Below are 18,607 nucleotides of genomic sequence, written 5' to 3' on the forward strand. Positions count from 1 at the left end.
TCATGATGAAATTTTCTAAATATCTCTATAGCTTATTAGCTTGTGTAGTCTTCCTTTCATGTAATAAGGAAGTATTGGACCGACCACCTCTTACTGATATTATTGATGGCCCCAACTTTTGGCGGAATGAGAACGATGCCCGCTTGTATGCCAATGCTTTTTATACCAATTATTTTACTGGTTATAATTCATCTTTTACTGCAGATTATACACCGGTAAGAGGATATACGTTTTCCGATGATCTCACCGGTAAGAATGTGCAGTCAAATTTTGAAAGCAGTGTTCCCACTTCAAGGGGCTCCACTTCTGAAGCTGCTTCATGGATGACTCAGTATGCAGGGCCTACGTGGGATTTCGCATGGGTGCGCAAATCAAATATTTTTATTGACCGGCTGGACAATGTAGTAAAACCTAAGATCTCTGAAGAGGCTTATAACCATTGGATGGCTGTAGCAAAATTCTTCAGGGGATTTGAATACAGTCGTTTGGTTAGTGTGTTTGGAGATGTACCCTATTTTGATAAGGAAGTATCAAACACTGATCTAGCCACTTTATACAAGGATAGGGATGACAGGGGAGTTGTGATGGATAAAGTCTATGATGATTTCAAATTTGTACTCGCCAACATTCGGGTTGATGATGGGCCCCAGAATTTGAATAAAAACATTGCTGCTGCTTTTATTTCACGGTTCATGCTGTTTGAAGGTACCTACCAGCATTATCACAACTTAGACGCCGCCAGAGCAAAGAAATACCTTGAGTTTGCGGTGGAAGCTGCAGAAATTGTAATGAATAGTGGTAAATACAATTTCAGCAAGGATTTTAAATCTTTATTCGCCTCTGAAAGCCTGGCCGGACATCCTGAGGTACTTCTTTACAGGGTATATGATGCCGCTTTGAATATTACCCACAGTATTGGTTCTTATTCAAACGGAACCGAGGTAGTTGGTGTTGATCCCAATCTGGTTTTAATCAAATCATTTATTGCCAATGATGGAAAAGTTTGGCAAAATTCTGATGTTCCTGAAGCAAGTAGCTTTGAGATTGCTGATTTAGTAAAAACAAGAGACCCTCGTTTCGAAGCTTCTTTCATTGATAAAGTTAATGGAGCGTCAGCAACGCTTCTTTATGGCTATAAGTTTGCATCTAGGGAAGCAATAACTTATATTGGAAAAACATATCCTGCTGCATGGGGAAGCAATACCAATACCAGTGATGCTCCTGTTATGCGCCTGGCGGAGGTAGTATTGAACTGGATCGAAGCTAAAGCCGTTTTAGCACAATACTACGGTGGTCCTGCAGTTAGCCAGGGCGACCTTGATAAATCAATTAATGCCATTCGTAATCGTCCTTTAGATGCAGCAGCTATTGCAAAAGGCGTGAAAAAGACTGCTCCCCTTATGTTGGCTGCTCTTCCAGATGATCCTGCCCGCGATGCAGATGTCCCAGCCTTGATTTGGGAAATACGTAGAGAAAGGAGAATGGAATTTGTATTTGAGCATACAAGGTTATTAGATCTTAAGCGTTGGAAAAAATTGCAGTATATGGATTTCAGCACCAATCCTGATTATTTCCTTGGCCCTTGGGTGAACGTTAAAGCTGAAATACCCAGCTATCTTACAACAGCAAACAAGGGTAAAGTAAGAGTCAAGAAGGAAGATGGCACCATTGTTACCTGGGATGGTACTAATGCAGATGCAATGGTAGGCTACTGGATGGTAGAGAATGCCCAAAACAGGCTTTCTTTTACTGACAAATCATACTTGTCACCTGTTGGACAATCGCAGATCATTCAATACCAGGAAAAGGGCTATACCCTTACCCAGACAACGGGCTGGTAAAAGTTCATAATTATTATTCTAATCGGAAGTCTCAGAAAGACTTCCGATTTTTCTTTTACTTATCTATAACCATGAAAAAGCTTCTCTTATCCCTTCTCATATTATTTTCTTTAAGCCAATTATTTGCACAAAATACCCCGCTGACTTTCGTTCATTTGACTGACACTCATGTGGGTAGCGGCACCGGTGCAGAAGATCTGCGCAGAACTGTTACAGACATCAATCAAAATGATTCAATACAATTTGTTGTCATCTCCGGCGACATAACAGAGTTTGGCGCTGATGCTGAAATACAGCTGGCCAAACAAATCCTTGACAGCCTGAATAAACCCTGGTATATCATTCCAGGCAACCATGATGGCAACTGGTCAGAAAGTGGCGCCAATACCTTCAAGAAAGTATTTGGTAATGAAACCTTTAATTTCCAAAAAGGTGGATATTATTTTATTGGAACCAATTGCGGGCCTAATATGAGAATGGGTCCCGGGCAAATTCCAAGGGAAAACATTGTCTGGCTTGATTCTGCCCTGCAAACCATACCCGGTAATGCACCCATTATATTCGTAAACCACTATCCCCAGGATTCTTCATTGAACAATTGGTTTGAAGCCATCGACAGGTTGAAAAAGAAGAATATTCAGTTAATACTATGTGGTCACGGCCATGCCAACCATAAACTCAATTTTGAGGGTATACCTGCAGTAATGGGCCGGTCAAACCTGAGGGCAAAGGATGAAGTGGGAGGATACAATATTGTGAACATCTCTAACAACCAGGTCAGCTACCAGGTCAGGATACCTGCAGTACAAACAAAACCTGTATGGTTAACACTTCCATTGGAAGACCATGATTTTGCAAATGCTACTGTAAATTATCCGCGTCCCTCCTATGCTGTTAATGATAGTTTCCCACAGGTAAAGGAAAAATGGAATTACCAGGACAACAGTGATATTGGTTCAGGTACGGCATATTATGATGACCTTGTATTCACCACTAATACCAATGGAGAGATATTGGCCATTAAAAAGAAAAACGGAAAGGTTAAATGGAAGTTTAAGACCGGTGGAAAGATCTATTCCATACCTGCGGTAAAAGATGGACTGGTAATCTCAGGCTCCTCAGATGACTATATCTATGCGCTTTCAGCTAAAAATGGCAAACTTGCCTGGAAATATAAAACAGAAAAAGCTGTACTAGGCAACCCTGTAATCCATCAAAATGCCGTTTATATTGGAGGTTCTGATGGGCACTTCAGGAAGTTGGACCTCCATAAAGGCATCCTTCTTTGGGACTTTGCTAATGTTAAAGGATTTGTGGTAACCAAGCCATTAATCTATAATAACAGAATTCTATTCGGTTGCTGGAATAATGATTTCTATTGCCTGGATATAGCAACAGGTAACTTAATATGGAAATGGAACAATGGAAGTTCAAACCGGATGTTCTCACCTGCTGCCTGTTTTCCCGTTGCCACGCATAACAGAATATTCATTGTAGCACCAGACAGGTATATGACCGCACTGGATGCAGCTACCGGTGACGTCATCTGGAGAAAACAGATACCTGAAATAAAAGTTAGGGAATCTATGGGATTATCAAAGGACAGTTCCATGGTATTTGTAAAAACAATGCAGGGCTTTGTAGAAGGAATTTCTACTACTGCAAATGATATGACTTCAATATGGAAAGCAGATGTTTCCCTTGGCTACGAGATATGTCCTACTGCAATTGTTCAAAAGAATAACACTGTTTTTGTACCAACACAATCAGGTGTAACAGTGGCGCTTGACAGGGTTAGCGGAAAGGTTTTATGGAAACACAAAACATCAAACTGTTTAATAACTAACCTGCTACCTGTTGGCAATAAAGAAATTTTAGTCACCACCATGGATGGTAAAATAAGTTTACTCCAGTTTTAATACTTAAATTAATAGTAAAAGAGGCAACAAATTTAGATTGTTGCCTCTTTTTTATTGTATTCATTTACTAACGTCCAAAGAACATATAAGCCAGCAATATGGCAGTAATAACTCCCACAAGATCAGCTAAAAGCATAGCCCCTACAGCATACCTTGTATCCTTGATGTTTACGGCACCAAAGTAAACTGCGATCACGTAAAAAGTGGTATCTGAAGCGCCTTGCATAATGCTTGACAATCTACCTGGAAAAGAATCAGCACCAAAGGTGGTCATTGTACTTACCATCATACCACGTGCACCGCCGCCGCTTAGGGGTCTTATGAGGGCCGTTGGCAAGGCATCTACGAACCGGGTATCCATTCCCAGGAAAGCAAAAAATGTTTTCATACCATCAATGACCATATCGAAACTGCCACTGGTCCGTAATAAACTTATAGCCACCAACATACCCACCAGGTAAGGAATGATCTTGACCGCAGTTTCAAATCCTCCTTTGGCCCCATCAATAAAAGCATCAAAAACATCGATTCTTTTATAAAGAGCACCTAAAATGATCAGCAGGAATATCAAAAGAATAAGCCCATTGCTTAAAATACTGGAGAATGTCTGGAGACCATCTACACTTAACCTGTTTAGATAAATGACCAGCAAAACAATGAGTGCAGAAAACCCACCCACCCAGGCTATTATAACAGGCTGAAAAAGATTGATCTTTTGTTTATATGATACAATAAACATGGCAGCCATAGTGGCCACAAAAGTTGTGATCATACAGGGAACAAATATATCTGTAGGATTTGCAGATCTTAAAGCGGCTCTGACTGCTATTACACTAACAGGTATTAAGGAAAATCCTGCGGCGTGAAGGCATAAAAACATGATCTGGGCATTAGATGCTCTTTCTGCACTTGGGTTGATTTCCTGCAGGCTTTGCATGGCTTTTAATCCAAAAGGCGTAGCCGCATTGTCTAATCCTAAAAGATTGGCAGAAAAATTCATCATCATATGGCCCATAGCGGGGTGCCCTTTTGGAAGCTCAGGAAAAAGCTTTGAGAAAAACGGACCAATAATCTTAGACAATAACCTGATGCCCCCTGCCCTTTCCGCAATGCTCATAAAACCCATAAACAAAGCCATAATACCAATCAATCCGATACTGATGTTCACGGCGCTTTTGCAGGTTTCAATAATTCCATCAGCATTCTGTAACTGGTAATATTCCAGCTTGCCATTGCCTGTTCGTTTTACTGAAGCATTACCCACAGCCATATATCCAAGGGAGTCCAACTGGTGAAGTTGTATTTCAGAGAAAGTTGTGGTATCAGTTTGCCTTAGATGTATCGTATCCCCGCTTTTGCCGGTAACCATTGAGCTGAAAATTACCTTATTGTCCGATGCGACAATCCTTATAGAGGCCACTAAAACTGCAATAATTACAAAGGCCGACCAGATTCTGCTTAACGCCATACTGAAGGTTTGAGGTTAAAGGCCAGGGATTTAAGGTTGTGCAACCCCTTGGTTGTCACCTTTACCACCTTCCTTTTTTGGGTTTGAAGTTAAACGTTTCATTTGGAAATCGGCAACAGCATATGCTTATCTTTGCGTCCCGAAAAAATAGCTGGTGGTTAACTGGTACTTAATTGTTCTTATATGAAGATTAATCCCGGCGAAACATAAATAAGAAATTCGAATTATGGCGTTACAAGCAGGTATAGTAGGACTACCCAACGTAGGAAAATCAACCTTATTCAATGCTGTGAGCAATAGTGCCAAGGCGCAGGCCAGCAACTACCGCTTTTGCACTATTGATCCTAATGTGGGACTGGTAGATGTTCCGGATGCACGATTGAATAAACTGGCAGAACTGGTTCAACCAAACAGGGTGGTTCCAACACAAATAGAGATCGTAGACATCGCAGGCCTTGTACGTGGTGCCAGCAAAGGCGAAGGATTGGGAAACAAATTCCTGGGAAACATTAGGGAAGTGGATGCCATTATTCATGTGATCCGATGTTTTGAGGATGAAAATGTACTGCGCGAGGAAGGAGCCATTAACCCGGTAAGTGATAAAGAGATCATTGATACCGAATTACAATTAAAAGACCTGGAAAGTGTAGAAAAGAAATTGAGCCGTGCAGAAAAGATGGCTAAAACAGATCCAAAGGCGAAGGTGGAATTAGATATTTTACAGCGTTGTAAAACCCATCTTGAACAAGGGAAAAGTATTCGCTCTCTTGGCCTGGATAAAGATGAGCAGGCAGCTATTGCAGATCTTTTCCTGCTTACTTCCAAGCCGGTTCTTTATGTTGCCAATGTGGATGAAGCTTCCATGCACACAGGCAACAAATATTCCGAGATGTTGAAAGAGGCTGTAAAAAATGAAGATGCACAGGTGATCATAATGAACAACAATGTGGAAGCGCAGATCTCAGAATTGGAAAATAAAGAAGATCAGCAAATGTTTATGGAAGAATATGGTATGAAGGAACCTGCATTAGACCGTTTGATCCACTCTGCCTATAAATTACTGACTTTGCAAACTTATTTTACTGCAGGCGTTCAGGAAGTTAGGGCCTGGACAATTCATGAAGGCTGGAAAGCTCCCCAGGCTGCAAGTGTTATCCATACTGACTTTGAAAAAGGCTTTATAAAAGCAGAAGTGATCAGCTATGATGATTTTGTAAAATTTGGATCAGAGGCTGCAGCCAGGGAAGCAGGCAGGTTACGCATTGAAGGAAAGGAGTACATCGTTAAGGACGGTGATGTGATGCATTTCAGGTTTAATGTGTGAGAAATATTAGAAATAATTAAATTGCTAGAAACAAAGAGCTTTCATACATGAAGGCTCTTTTGTTTATTATTTGTTGCTATAACTTGAATTTATAAGTAAGGATTATCGCAAGAATGCAATTTTCAGAATAAGGCCCTGATGGCAGCTCTACCTACATGCACCGTTCGAGCTTCGCCAGGCTTTCTACCCTCATATTGGAAATTTAACTCCACATTGTTCAATAAGCGCTTGGTGAAATCAATAGACCATAAATAGTTTGCGCCCGGAAGCAAACCATCCAGCATTATATAGCTCACAGTAGTATTGGCAGGATAATCATACCTGATCTTGTTGTAGGTAAACTTTGCATTGATGGAGCTGTTTTGCAAAACATTGTATTTGGTCTCAAGGTTCAATGCATTGGATAGTGATCGCTCACCGCCATATTCAGGGGAATTTTCTTTTAATTCGTAACGATAACTGGTTTGAATGCGGAATACCGTACCACGGATATAGGAAATCCTGGGTTCAGCATTATAAATGCTCAATGCATAATTGCGATTGGAAAAGCTTGAATTAGGAGTATACAATGCATTCAAACCCTTCTTTGAATTGATGTCAAGGGTAAGTGATGTGCTAAGGTTCCATCTTAACTTAGCTATCCAGTCATTGAGCTTGCGGCTTTCATATCCATAGGTTAGCAAGGCCTTTCCTGTGTTTTGTAAATTACTGATATCAACACCCCATTTACTTGAAAACCGATTAAAAGAAACCGTATTAATAAAAGAAGTTGCCAATGTTAATAAAGCAGTATCTGAAATCTCATACTTAAATGGATTGAATTCAAAGTCACCCTTCGCAATCGATTTCTTGCTTTTTTGCATGGATGTTTGCCAGTTAAAGCGGCTGATGAATTTCCCTATATTACTTACACCCTCATAATTAAGCGCTGCTTTTGGATTGAATGAGAAGTTGTAATTCAGCGTGGTATAATTAGCCTTGGTAAATTGATTGGTAGGAATAAATATCCGTATGAATTTGGCCTGGTCCTGGAAAAGCGCTGTCTCAAATTCATTCAATTGCTGGATGCCATCATTATTATAATCATTCCAGGTATATTGTCCCTGTCCTGCCGGCACTTCCAGGTAAGCAAAATCTCTTCTCTGCTCCTGCCCTGTTCCCAATTCATAAAGCACACTGCCTGTTAACAAGCCTTTCCATTCATTCACCAGGTATTCTGTCCGACCAAGAATGGTCTTGTCGTTTTCTTGCCTGGAAAAAGTATTATCATATACTTTCAATACTCTATAAGTGGCATTGAATAAAAGCTGGTGCTTGCTGCTTTGCACTATCTCTGCCTGGAAATTTACATTATAACTTCTGTCTGCCTTAACCATTTCCTTACTGCGGGGGTATTTATCTGCCCTGGTGAAAAAGGTTACCCCATATTTGTTCTTTTTCTTCTCATTTGATTTCAGGTAGGCAGTATAGGTATCAAATGAAAAACTCTGGAGACCAAGCGTATCTTTTACTTTATCCCTTACATCGTTTTTCTCTAATGCATATTTAAACCCAAGCTTCAGTGAGCCCAGCATTTTCAATTCCTTACTAATGTCTATAACAGGCCTGATATAACTACCCTTAGAGGAAATAGTATTGAATTGTGTTATAGCAAACTGGTTGGAAATACTCCATCCAAACCAGTTGGCAGAATGTTGGACCAGGTTTTGAAAGCCCTTGTAGTTGTCACTGCGTTGATAACTCATGAACTGGTAACTCAATCCATGGTTGTTTTTATCTTTTAAAGCCGTTGAAAAGCGGATAATGTTTTCTGTTGCGGGTTGAACTAATAATGGCAACCCCCAGTCACGACTGAATTCAACATATCTTAGTCGTTCCAGTGGTTTGAACTTTTTATCAACATGTTCCACATCAATATTGGAAGTCAGTGATAATTTTCCAGGTGAGCCCAGGGCAGTGACATTGGTATATTGAACCTTTGTGGCTATACCCTTATCATCACCACCATCTTTTGATGAAAAAGTATTGACATCATTATTACTTAATGCAAACTCGGTTTTGATAGAATTGTTTTTATCAACCTGGTAGTCCGCCCCTATACTTATCAATTGCTGTTTCTTAGGGGTTACCAGTATCATTACCGGTTCATACCGCCCTTGCTTCATGCCATTCACCCGGGGAACAAAACGAAATACTTTTCCATTGGCACCATTAAATTCCGGAACATAATCACCATTACCCTGGCCCAGGTCTGTAAATGACAAAGTATAACGGGCAACTGCAGGATCCACTGAATACTTATAGAAAGAATCTATAGTTATACCACTTGAATCATAAACTCTTTCGTAAAGGATCTTATCCTTTGAGAAAGTGTCCAATGCCACTGTGGGATATAGTGCTTTCCCAATACTGTCTCCGACCTCATAGAGAAATTGTTTCTGGCGTGTATCCAGCGTCTGGTTGATCTGGGAATTCTTGGCGTCGCTGTTATTAAAGGCACTGACTTTCAATTTCAGCTTATCATTAATACCAATTTCCTGGTAAGCATATAAATTGGCATTCAGGTAATTCCTGTCGGCATATTCAAACTCGATCTGTATCCTGGAATCTTTGGTGATCATCCGGTTTGGCATGAACGTTACTTCCGCCGTATTATAATTGATAATATAGTCCCTGTCCTCTCCTCTTTGCAACAACTCACCATCCAGGTACACTCTTTCTGTATTGGCCAGTACAATAAAGAAGAATTCATTGTTAGCACCCGTCAACCTGTATGGCCCCTGGTTGCCTTCCATTCCCTGCAATACATTCCTTGTAAATTTGCCTTTGGCAATAGATCCGCTAACCAACGTAGTTGATTGAACTGAGGGTGAAAGATGTGATGTGGTTTGAAAGGATATTCCTTGTAATCTTTTATAAAAGTTAAGAAAATACATGTTGTTCTGCCTGATATCTATATCCCCCAGGTTCAATTGCCAGTTCTTCTTTTTGAATTGCAGAAATACCTGGTCGAATTCGTTGAGCTGCTGGGTAGTGCCGTCGGGCTGTATGGGAATATTATTATCAGAAAGGGCAGCGGCAATCTCAATGCTATCCTTCAACATTCCATTTAACTGTAGTTGAAAAGTTGAGTTAACCACCGCATCCTGGTTGTTGCCAAATGAAAGGGCCCTTCCAAAGCTTCCATTATACTGTATGCTTCCAAAATCAAACAATCCTTTTGATTCATTACCACCTGCATTAAACTCATAAGGTGCCATATAAAAGTTGTTCATGACACTTTCATAACTAAGCCTTTGAACTACGGAGTTTAATTTATAAGGGAATACACGGTACGTTACTAAAACAGTATCAGTAGTTGGTCGCTTTTTCCAATACACTCTTGCCTGTACAAAATCCAAATGATAAGTGGATGTATCAACACCTGCTATTGCGAATGTTTTTGGAATAATGCTTACTGTATCGAGCAATAAACTATCTGAATTGATGGCGAACTTTTTGAAGCGGAAGTTTGAATGTGTGGCAGCTGGAAATGGTGCCTGTGCCTTGCCCTGATCAACAAAAGCCAGCATGAGTCCCAAAAGCAGTATACAGCTCCAAAGCTTCAATAGTAAAGGTTTTTCAGGAATGGTTGTTATTCCAGGTTTTTCAACGCTTAAACATAATAATAATTGTTCAAAATCAGGCAGATCGAGGCTTTTGCGGTAGTTGCAACACTGTCGCAAATGAACCAACATAAGAAAAGCAGGGATCCGGCCCTGCTTTCTATTGAAATATTCCTTAGTTAATTACTTTTCTGAAGAAAGTCCTGCAAAAAGGTAATCCTTATGCATCCTTGAAATGTTGGTGATAGATATCTCCTTAGGGCAAACTGCCTCACAGGCCCCGGTGAAGGTGCAACTGCCAAAGCCTTCTTTGTCCATTTGCGACACCATACTTAATACCCGGTTTTTCTTTTCAGGATAACCTTGTGGTAATAATCCCAGGTGCGCCACTTTAGCTGAAAGAAATAAGGAAGCGGAAGCATTTTTGCACGCTGCTACACAAGCGCCACAGGCAATACAGGCCGCTGCTGCAAAGGATGCATCAGCATGATCCTTCTCAATAGGAATGGCATTACCATCTACTGCATTACCGGTGTTAACCGAAATAAATCCTCCAGCCTGGATAATGCGGTCAAACGATGTACGGTCAGTTACCAAATCTTTTATAACTGGGAAGCCGTTTGCCCGCCATGGTTCCACAACTATTGTATCACCATCTTTAAATGCACGCATATGCAGCTGGCAGGTTGTTGTGGCATGCCAGGGGCCATGTGGACGCCCATTGATAAACATTGAGCACATGCCACAAATACCTTCACGACAATCATGGTCAAAAGCTATAGGATCTCTTCCTTCCATCACCAGTTGCTCATTCAAAACGTCGAACATTTCCAGGAAAGACATTTCAGAAGAAATATTTTTCACCTGGTAGGTTTCAAATTTACCATCACTGGTTTTATTAGGTTGACGCCAAACCTTCAGCGTCAGGTTCATATTGTAATGTTCCATTAATAAATTTTTATAGAACGCAGATAATTTTGATAGTTTATTACAGGCATCAAATGCATAGCCTGCCTTACCTTATTTATAAGAACGTTGTGTAGGCTTCACTACATCATACAACAATGGCTCTTTATGGAGCTTCCATTGATGCTGTGCCTGGTATTCCCAGGCAGAGACAAACATAAATTCAGCATCATGACGTAATGCTTCGCCTTCTTCTGTCTGGTGTTCTTCCCGGAAATGCCCCCCACAACTTTCGCTTCTTTCCAATGCATCTATGCACATCAATTCACCCAATTCAATGAAATCGGCTACGCGACCTGCCTTATCCAGTTCAGGATTAAATTCATTGATAGTGCCTGGAATTTTTACATCACTCCAGAATTCCGCTTTTAACTGCCTTATTTCCTGTATAGCTTCCTGTAATCCCTGAGCATTACGGGCCATACCACATTTATCCCACATGATCTTTCCCAGTCTTTTATGCATACTCTCCACAGTCTGGGAACCTTTAATATTCATCAGTTCTTCAATCCTTGCCTTCACTTTTGCTTCAGCTTCTTCAAATGCAGGATGAGATGTAGGTATGGCATTTACACGAATCTCGTCTGCAAGGTAATTGCCTATAGTATAAGGTATTACAAAGTAGCCATCCGCAAGGCCCTGCATCAAGGCAGAAGCACCCAGGCGGTTAGCACCATGATCAGAGAAATTACATTCACCTAATGCATACAAACCTGGAATGGTGGTCATTAGTTCATAATCCACCCACAATCCGCCCATAGTATAGTGAACTGCCGGGTAAATGCGCATAGGTACTTCATAGGGGTTCTCACCGGTGATCTTCTCATACATATCGAAAAGGTTACCATATTTCTCCTTTACCACTTCCTTTCCCATTAGTGTAATGGTGGCTGCATCTACATCGCCCAAACCTCTTTTCCCAGCTTCTATCTTTCCATATCGCTGAATGGCGGCAGCAAAATCAAGAAATACCGCCTGCCTGGATGTACCTACACCATAACCTGCATCACATCTTTCTTTTGCAGCCCTTGAAGCCACATCTCTTGGAACAAGATTTCCATAGGCAGGATACCTTCTTTCCAGGTAATAGTCTCTTTCTTCTTCTGGTATATCAATTGATTTACGGGTATCTCCCTGTTTTTTTGGTACCCATATCCTGCCATCGTTACGCAATGACTCTGACATGAGGGTCAGTTTTGACTGGTGATCTCCGGTAACAGGAATACAGGTTGGATGTATCTGTGTATAACAGGGGTTACCAAAATAAGCCCCTTTCTTATGTGCTTTCCAGATGGCTGTTGTATTGCTTCCCATGGCATTGGTAGACAGGTAGAATACATTTCCGTATCCACCACTGCATAACAAAACAGCATGTCCAAAATGCCTTTCCAGTTCACCTGACACCAGGTTGCGGGTGATAATGCCTCTAGCCTTTCCATCAATGGTCACCAGTTCAAGCATTTCGTGGCGGGTATACATATCAACGTTACCCAGGGCAACCTGTCTTTCCAGTGCCTGGTAGGCGCCGATCAATAATTGCTGGCCAGTTTGACCTGCAGCATAAAATGTTCTTTGCACCTGTGTGCCCCCAAAAGAACGGTTACTTAATAAGCCACCATATTCACGGGCGAATGGTACACCCTGTGCCACACACTGGTCAATGATATTAGCACTTACCTCGGCAAGGCGATGCACATTGGCTTCCCTTGAACGGTAATCACCACCTTTTATGGTATCATAAAAAAGACGGAACACAGAGTCTCCGTCATTTTGATAATTTTTGGCTGCATTGATGCCACCCTGTGCAGCTATTGAGTGTGCACGACGTGGAGAATCCTGGAAACAAAATGCTTTCACTTTATAACCCAGTTCTCCTAAAGCTGCTGCTGCAGATGCACCAGCGAGACCTGTACCTACAATGATGATCTCAAGTTTGCGCTTATTGGCAGGATTAACCAGCTTTACATGGCTTTTATAATCATCCCATTTCTTTTCTAAATTTCCTGCAGGGATTTTTGCGTCAAGCATAATTCGTATTTCTGTTTTTAAATGGCCGGAAATGTTAAGATATTACCGGTCATAAATTCTATTTTTCTTTCACTTTTCTTATCCTGGTACAACACATCGTACCAGTCAAAAGCTAATTAAAAGGACTTACCCAATTTAAATACATGCTCACAGGCATTAAGGCAAATAACAGGCATACCACTATAGAAAATCCATATCCAAGGCTCTTCAGCATGAACAGGTATTTTTTATTGTGCACTCCAATAGAGCGGAAGGCACTATGAAAACCATGTAGTAAATGAAAACCAAGTGCAGCCACACCAACTAAATATAGAATTACTACCCAGCCGTGTTGAAACACCTCGTACATTCTCAGGTACAGGTTATGCATTTCTATACCATTATAGGTTACTTTTTCAAGGTCATGGGACACTCTTGAAGGCCACCAGAACTGGGCGACGTGAATAACGAGGTATAAAAAAACAAGTGTTCCAAGTAATGCCATACTTCGGCTCATCCAGGTACTTCCCCTGCTACCAAGATTAACCTGGTAACCTTTACTGCGCATACTCCTGTTCTTCACTTCAACAGCATAACCCTGGATAATGTGTAAAAGAATGCCGGCTAAAAGGCCGATCTCCATGATCCGAATGACTAACGAAGCTCCCATAAAATGGGCTGCACGGTTAAACATGGATCCATTATCATTATGATCAAAGTAAGGAAGGTCATTAAAGATGCAGGAATTTAGCCCGACGTGAACAATCAAAAAAGAGATCAAGAATAAACCCGTTAACGCCATCACTATTTTTCTACCAACAGCAGATGTAAAGAAGTGGGACCATTTCATATTATGACAAAAGGGGTTGAAAAAATTTGACGCAAAGGTAAGTGCCGATTATTAAAATTTATAACAATTAAATAAAATAAAAGGTTCTAAAGTGGCAGCCTGTTATTCAACTCTGTATCTATTTTTTTGTATAAATGGAAAGGACTATAAATTCTCCAGTTAGAGATATCCATTAGTTCAACAAAGTAATTGAGCTTTGCTTTTTTAAAATCATACTGTGTGGCTTCGGGCATGTTCAGGCATACGATCCAGCCATTTTCCTCGCTCGCTTCTTCATACCACTCTTCGTAATAATCTTTATCACCGCTGTGAAAATTAAGCACGTTTTCAGCAATGAGAATGAACTTGCTGATGCCCTCATGTTCAAACTGGTCAATGACATCCCGTTTTAAAGTCATGATATCATTTTCTATGGCATCATTCCATTCACCAATCAGTTCAATAATCACGTAATTTTCTTCATAGTTGGCCTGCAACACTTTTAAATACAATGTGCGGCTGCCAAATTCATCCCACTGTGGATGTATATAGTAATTGTATACAGTAGCAGTAAATTCAAACTCAGAATATTCCCTTTGGAAGAATGGCGACCTTTCATCCTCCTCGCTGACATATATATGTCTCCAATTATAAAATGGCTCTATATCGTGCACTTATTCCTTTAGTTTAAAATTATCTACTGCTTTTTTCACGCTGCCATATTTCAACAATAGGTTTTTAGCCTGCTCATAATCGGAAAGGCTTAAGTTATCCATTATCATTTTCGTGCCACGGTCAATCAACTTCTCGTTAGTAAGCTGCATGTTCACCATCTTGTTATCTTCCACTCTTCCCAATTGTATCATCACAGTTGTAGAGATCATGTTAAGGATGAGTTTTTGAGAAGTACCACTTTTCATCCGTGTGCTGCCAGTAACAAATTCAGGACCTACTTCCACTTCAATTGGAAAATCTGAAACATCAGTTAGCGGAGACCCGGGATTGTTGGTAATACAGCCTGTAACGATCTCTCGTTTTTGGCATTCCCTCAAAGCTTCTATGACATAGGGCGTGGTGCCGCTGGCAGCAATGCCTACCACAACATCCTTACTGTTAACAGCATGTTTTTTCAGGTCCAGCCAGCCCTGCTCTTCATTATCTTCTGCATTTTCAATGGCCTTCGTAATAGCATCCTCACCACCCGCAATAACAGCAATGACCAATCCATAGGGAACCCCATAGGTGGGTGGGCACTCGCTGGCGTCTACCACAGCCAGTCTTCCACTGGTGCCAGCTCCAATATAAAACAGGCGCCCACCTGCCAGCATTTTATCTGCCACTGCATTCACCAGTCTTTTTATTTGTGGAATTGCTTTCTCTACTGCTAAAGGAACAGTTTTGTCTTCTTTATTAATATTCGTCAACAATTCGCTGATAGACATTTTTTCCAAATGCCTATACCTGCTTGGTTGCTCGGTAATTTTTTCAAAATTGTTCATCAAAAAGTTCAAGATTGTTTTAATATTTAGGGTAATAGATTCATTCTAACATCAGGATGCCATAAATTGTTCAAATTTACACAGTTGTTACTTCATGGTATTTCACCAATCCCTGCATGGGATTTTTCAAAATGTTCCCTAATTCAAATTCATAGGAATTACATAATTGCTGTATTACATCTTTAAAGCCATATGCAACACTCCCCACAAAATTGACAGGATATTTCCAAACTTCATTATACTTACACAGGTGTTGAAAGAAAAAGTCATTCAAACCATCTTCAATAATATTCTCTATCATATAATGGCCGCGGTTCTCTGCCAGGAACATGGTAAATCCTGCCAGGTAACGGTTAGGTAATGGCTTCTTATATACATTATCCAGTATCTCTACCTGGGTGGTAACAAATTTTGCATCAAATAAAGCACGCAGTTCATCGTCGAAGGTGTTGTATAAATAATACTGAATGACCTTTTTACCGAGATAGGCGCCACTGCCTTCGTCTCCCAAAACATACCCCAGCCCGGGGCTGTTCTTTATAATATTCTTTCCATTGAAAAAGCAACTATTTGATCCTGTACCCAAAATACTGGCAATGCCTTTCTGGTCTCCGCAAACTGCTCTGGCTGCAGCCATCAGGTCTGTATTGACTTCTATTTTTGCGTCTTTAAAGAGTTTCTTCAATGCCTTTTTTATGCTTTTGGCATTATCTGGGTTCGAACAACCCGTTCCGTAATAGTAAACACTATCTACATCAATATTTTTGATCTTTTGCTTCAGTTCCTGGTCTACAAGTTCACCAACCTGTACTGTATCCAGAAAGTAAGGACTTATGCCCTGGGTAAATATGGTTTTTTTCTTTCCATTGCCTATCAACACCCATTCTGCTTTTGTGGCCCCGCTATCCGCTATTAGAGTTACTGACATCGCTTAAAGTATTGTTGAAATATTTATGAATCGCCTATCATTCTTGCAAATCAGCTATTTTGCAACAATTTACAAAGTAACAGCAGACGATGAGGAATAAAAAATTACAGGTTTGGCTTCCATTGATTTTTTCAATTGTGATGATCAGTGGTATGTTCTTCGGTTTCAAATTGCACCAGGAAACCGGGAGCAGGGATGGCTTTTTTAAGAATGCTAAAAAGACCTCCTTACAGGAAGCGCTCGACCTGATACAAGACAGGTATGTGGATTCTGTAAAAATGGACTCCCTGCAAAATGACGCCATTAACGATGTCATGAATCATTTGGATCCTCATTCCATATATATACCTGCTTCTAACCTCGGTGAAATGACCGAGGACCTGGTAGGCAATTTCCAGGGTATAGGCATTGAATTCAATATCTTTAAGGATACGGTACATGTGCTCTATGTTGTGCCTAATGGGCCCAGTGATAAAGCAGGTCTGCATATTGGCGATAAGATCCTTAAAGTGAATGACTCCTCTATTGTAAGCAAAACACTTCCCAGTGAGGATATCAGGAAGATGATCAGGGGCGAAAGCGGCTCAAAGGTAAAACTCACTGTGTTAAGGGGTAATACAGTTCAATATTATGATGTGGTCAGAGGCACCATTCCCTTGCCATCTTTGGATGCATCCTATATGCTGGAGCCTGGTACCGGCTATATCAAACTCAATAAGTTTTCAGAGACCACTTATGTGGAGTTCATGAGGGCTATGGAAGACCTTCAGAAAAAAGGCATGCAGAAACTGGTCCTTGATCTGCGTGGCAACGGAGGTGGCTTTATAACACAGGCTACCAACATAGCCGATGAATTCCTGGATGGCAATAAGCTTATTGTATATACCGAGGGTACCAATATTAAAAGACAGGATTATAGAGCCAGCAAAGAAGGAGTTTTTGAAAAAGGCAAACTGGTAGTATTAGTAGATGAATTAACAGCCAGTGCAAGCGAGATCCTTGCAGGAGCTTTACAGGATTGGGACCGTGCTACTATTATAGGAAGACGCACATTTGGCAAGGGCCTGGTGCAGGAACAATACGGATTGGCAGATGGTTCGGCTATACGATTAACGGTTGCCAGGTATTATACTCCCTCAGGTCGTTGTATTCAGCGACCTTACGATCATGGCAAAAAGATTTACATGGAAGAATTGTATAACCGCTATGAAAATGGCGAATTACTCACCGCGGATTCCATTCATTTATCTAAAGACCATCCCTATAAGACCAATGGTGGTAAAACAGTATATGGTGGAGGCGGCATCATGCCTGATGTGTTTGTGCCAATAGATACAAGCCTGTATACAAAGAGTGTAACCAGGCTTTACCTGGATGGACGTTTTAATAATTTTGTTTATCAATATTATATCAGTCATATCCCCCAGTTTGAACAATATAAAGTACCGGCAGACCTGGCCACTAAATACCAGAATACTTCTGATGCCTGGGCTCAATTGGTGAATTATGCGATGAAGGACAGCATTAATCTTTCAAAGATTCCTGAGGAAGATAAAAAGATCTTGCAAGACCGGATAAAGGCCTACCTGGCCAGGCTAAAGTGGAGAACACAAGGTTTTTACCAGGTTTATAATATGTCTGATCCTGTCGTATTAAAGGCCAAAGAAGTCCTGGAGAAATAAAAAAGGCTATCTCTTTTTAAGGAGATAACCATTAAACTTATAAGCAATCAGGCTTAGATATCACTTCTTTTGTTGAGCCACTCTTTCTTTTCTACTGCATAGGAGCTGATCAAACCCAGTCCACCGCCTATAGCGATCAGGGAGAAGTAAATGGCAGGGTTATCGTGATGGCTATTGGTCATATTGATATCGATAATGTATGCCAGTAATAATCCAAGACCTGCACCCATGAACAATAATCCTGTTTTCAAACTACGGTATGGTGCGGGGCGGTTATTGTATTCTTTTGGATTGATACCTTTTTCCAACATGGAAAGGTTTTCCCGGGTGCGCAAATAATAAATGCCAAAGATCATAGCGAAAGCTCCTAAGCAAATTAAGATTGGTACTAATATTCCAGCGTCATGCATAAAATAAGATTTATAGTTTTTATTAAATTTTGATTGCCAGCCTTTTAAGGCATTTGAACTATCTGACTACAACTTGTCGACCCAGGTTACAGGTAATTCAAAATATTTTTTAAAGAACTGGTTTACAAG

The 18,607-nt window shown here is 40.7% G+C and carries 13 protein-coding genes; 4 read left to right on the top strand and 9 right to left on the bottom strand.

Annotated elements, in window-relative coordinates:
- The first annotated feature begins 2 nt into the window (after window positions 1-2).
- Window positions 3-1,841 (top strand): RagB/SusD family nutrient uptake outer membrane protein, encoded by a 1,839-nt coding sequence (locus BUA53_RS06105; protein WP_245793021.1) that lies wholly within the window; start codon window positions 3-5, stop codon window positions 1,839-1,841.
- Window positions 1,842-1,912: 71 nt separating this feature from the next.
- Complete coding sequence (locus tag BUA53_RS06110) at window positions 1,913-3,760, top strand: outer membrane protein assembly factor BamB family protein (RefSeq protein ID WP_072834474.1); 1,848 nt, start codon at window positions 1,913-1,915, stop codon at window positions 3,758-3,760.
- A 67-nt stretch (window positions 3,761-3,827) separates the two neighbouring features.
- Here BUA53_RS06110 and BUA53_RS06115 read toward each other — a convergent pair whose 3' ends face one another.
- A complete protein-coding gene (locus tag BUA53_RS06115; RefSeq protein ID WP_072834475.1) occupies window positions 3,828-5,228 on the bottom strand; it encodes a nucleoside recognition domain-containing protein in 1,401 nt (466 codons plus the stop codon).
- A gap of 226 nt (window positions 5,229-5,454) precedes the next feature.
- Here BUA53_RS06115 and ychF point away from each other — a divergent pair, with 226 nt between their 5' ends.
- Window positions 5,455-6,552: a redox-regulated ATPase YchF gene (ychF, locus tag BUA53_RS06120; RefSeq protein WP_072834476.1), complete on the top strand. Its 1,098-nt coding sequence runs from the start codon at window positions 5,455-5,457 to the stop codon at window positions 6,550-6,552.
- 122 nt (window positions 6,553-6,674) lie between these two features.
- Here the strand turns inward: ychF and BUA53_RS06125 are convergent, their stop codons facing one another.
- From BUA53_RS06125 to BUA53_RS06155, 7 genes are all read right to left on the bottom strand, one after another.
- Entirely contained in the window at window positions 6,675-10,160 is a 3,486-nt protein-coding gene (locus BUA53_RS06125) for a hypothetical protein (RefSeq protein ID WP_245793022.1), read from the bottom strand.
- Between the two features lie 180 nt (window positions 10,161-10,340).
- The gene (locus BUA53_RS06130; protein WP_072834477.1) at window positions 10,341-11,105 is read right to left on the bottom strand and encodes a succinate dehydrogenase/fumarate reductase iron-sulfur subunit; all 765 of its coding nucleotides are present in this window, start codon (window positions 11,103-11,105) and stop codon (window positions 10,341-10,343) included.
- A 72-nt stretch (window positions 11,106-11,177) separates the two neighbouring features.
- Complete coding sequence (locus BUA53_RS06135; protein WP_072834478.1) at window positions 11,178-13,151, bottom strand: fumarate reductase/succinate dehydrogenase flavoprotein subunit; 1,974 nt, start codon at window positions 13,149-13,151, stop codon at window positions 11,178-11,180.
- Between the two features lie 112 nt (window positions 13,152-13,263).
- Complete coding sequence (locus BUA53_RS06140) at window positions 13,264-13,980, bottom strand: succinate dehydrogenase cytochrome b subunit (protein WP_072834479.1); 717 nt, start codon at window positions 13,978-13,980, stop codon at window positions 13,264-13,266.
- Window positions 13,981-14,066: 86 nt separating this feature from the next.
- On the bottom strand, window positions 14,067-14,633 hold the full coding sequence (locus tag BUA53_RS06145; RefSeq protein WP_072834480.1) for a hypothetical protein: 567 nt from the start codon (window positions 14,631-14,633) through the stop codon (window positions 14,067-14,069).
- Window positions 14,634-15,458, bottom strand: coding sequence for an N-acetylmuramic acid 6-phosphate etherase (locus BUA53_RS06150; RefSeq protein WP_072834481.1), 825 nt, complete (start codon window positions 15,456-15,458; stop codon window positions 14,634-14,636).
- A 76-nt stretch (window positions 15,459-15,534) separates the two neighbouring features.
- Window positions 15,535-16,386: an N-acetylglucosamine kinase gene (locus tag BUA53_RS06155; protein WP_072834482.1), complete on the bottom strand. Its 852-nt coding sequence runs from the start codon at window positions 16,384-16,386 to the stop codon at window positions 15,535-15,537.
- Between the two features lie 89 nt (window positions 16,387-16,475).
- On the opposite strand from BUA53_RS06155, the gene BUA53_RS06160 reads away from it, so the two are divergent.
- Complete coding sequence (locus tag BUA53_RS06160; protein ID WP_072834483.1) at window positions 16,476-18,068, top strand: S41 family peptidase; 1,593 nt, start codon at window positions 16,476-16,478, stop codon at window positions 18,066-18,068.
- A 53-nt stretch (window positions 18,069-18,121) separates the two neighbouring features.
- Here the strand turns inward: BUA53_RS06160 and BUA53_RS06165 are convergent, their stop codons facing one another.
- A complete protein-coding gene (locus BUA53_RS06165) occupies window positions 18,122-18,478 on the bottom strand; it encodes a DUF6249 domain-containing protein (RefSeq protein ID WP_072834484.1) in 357 nt (118 codons plus the stop codon).
- Window positions 18,479-18,607: the final 129 nt, after the last annotated feature.

Origin of the sequence: Flavisolibacter ginsengisoli DSM 18119 (assembly GCF_900129295.1) — a bacterium.
GTDB classification, from domain to species: Bacteria; Bacteroidota; Bacteroidia; order Chitinophagales; family Chitinophagaceae; genus Flavisolibacter; species Flavisolibacter ginsengisoli.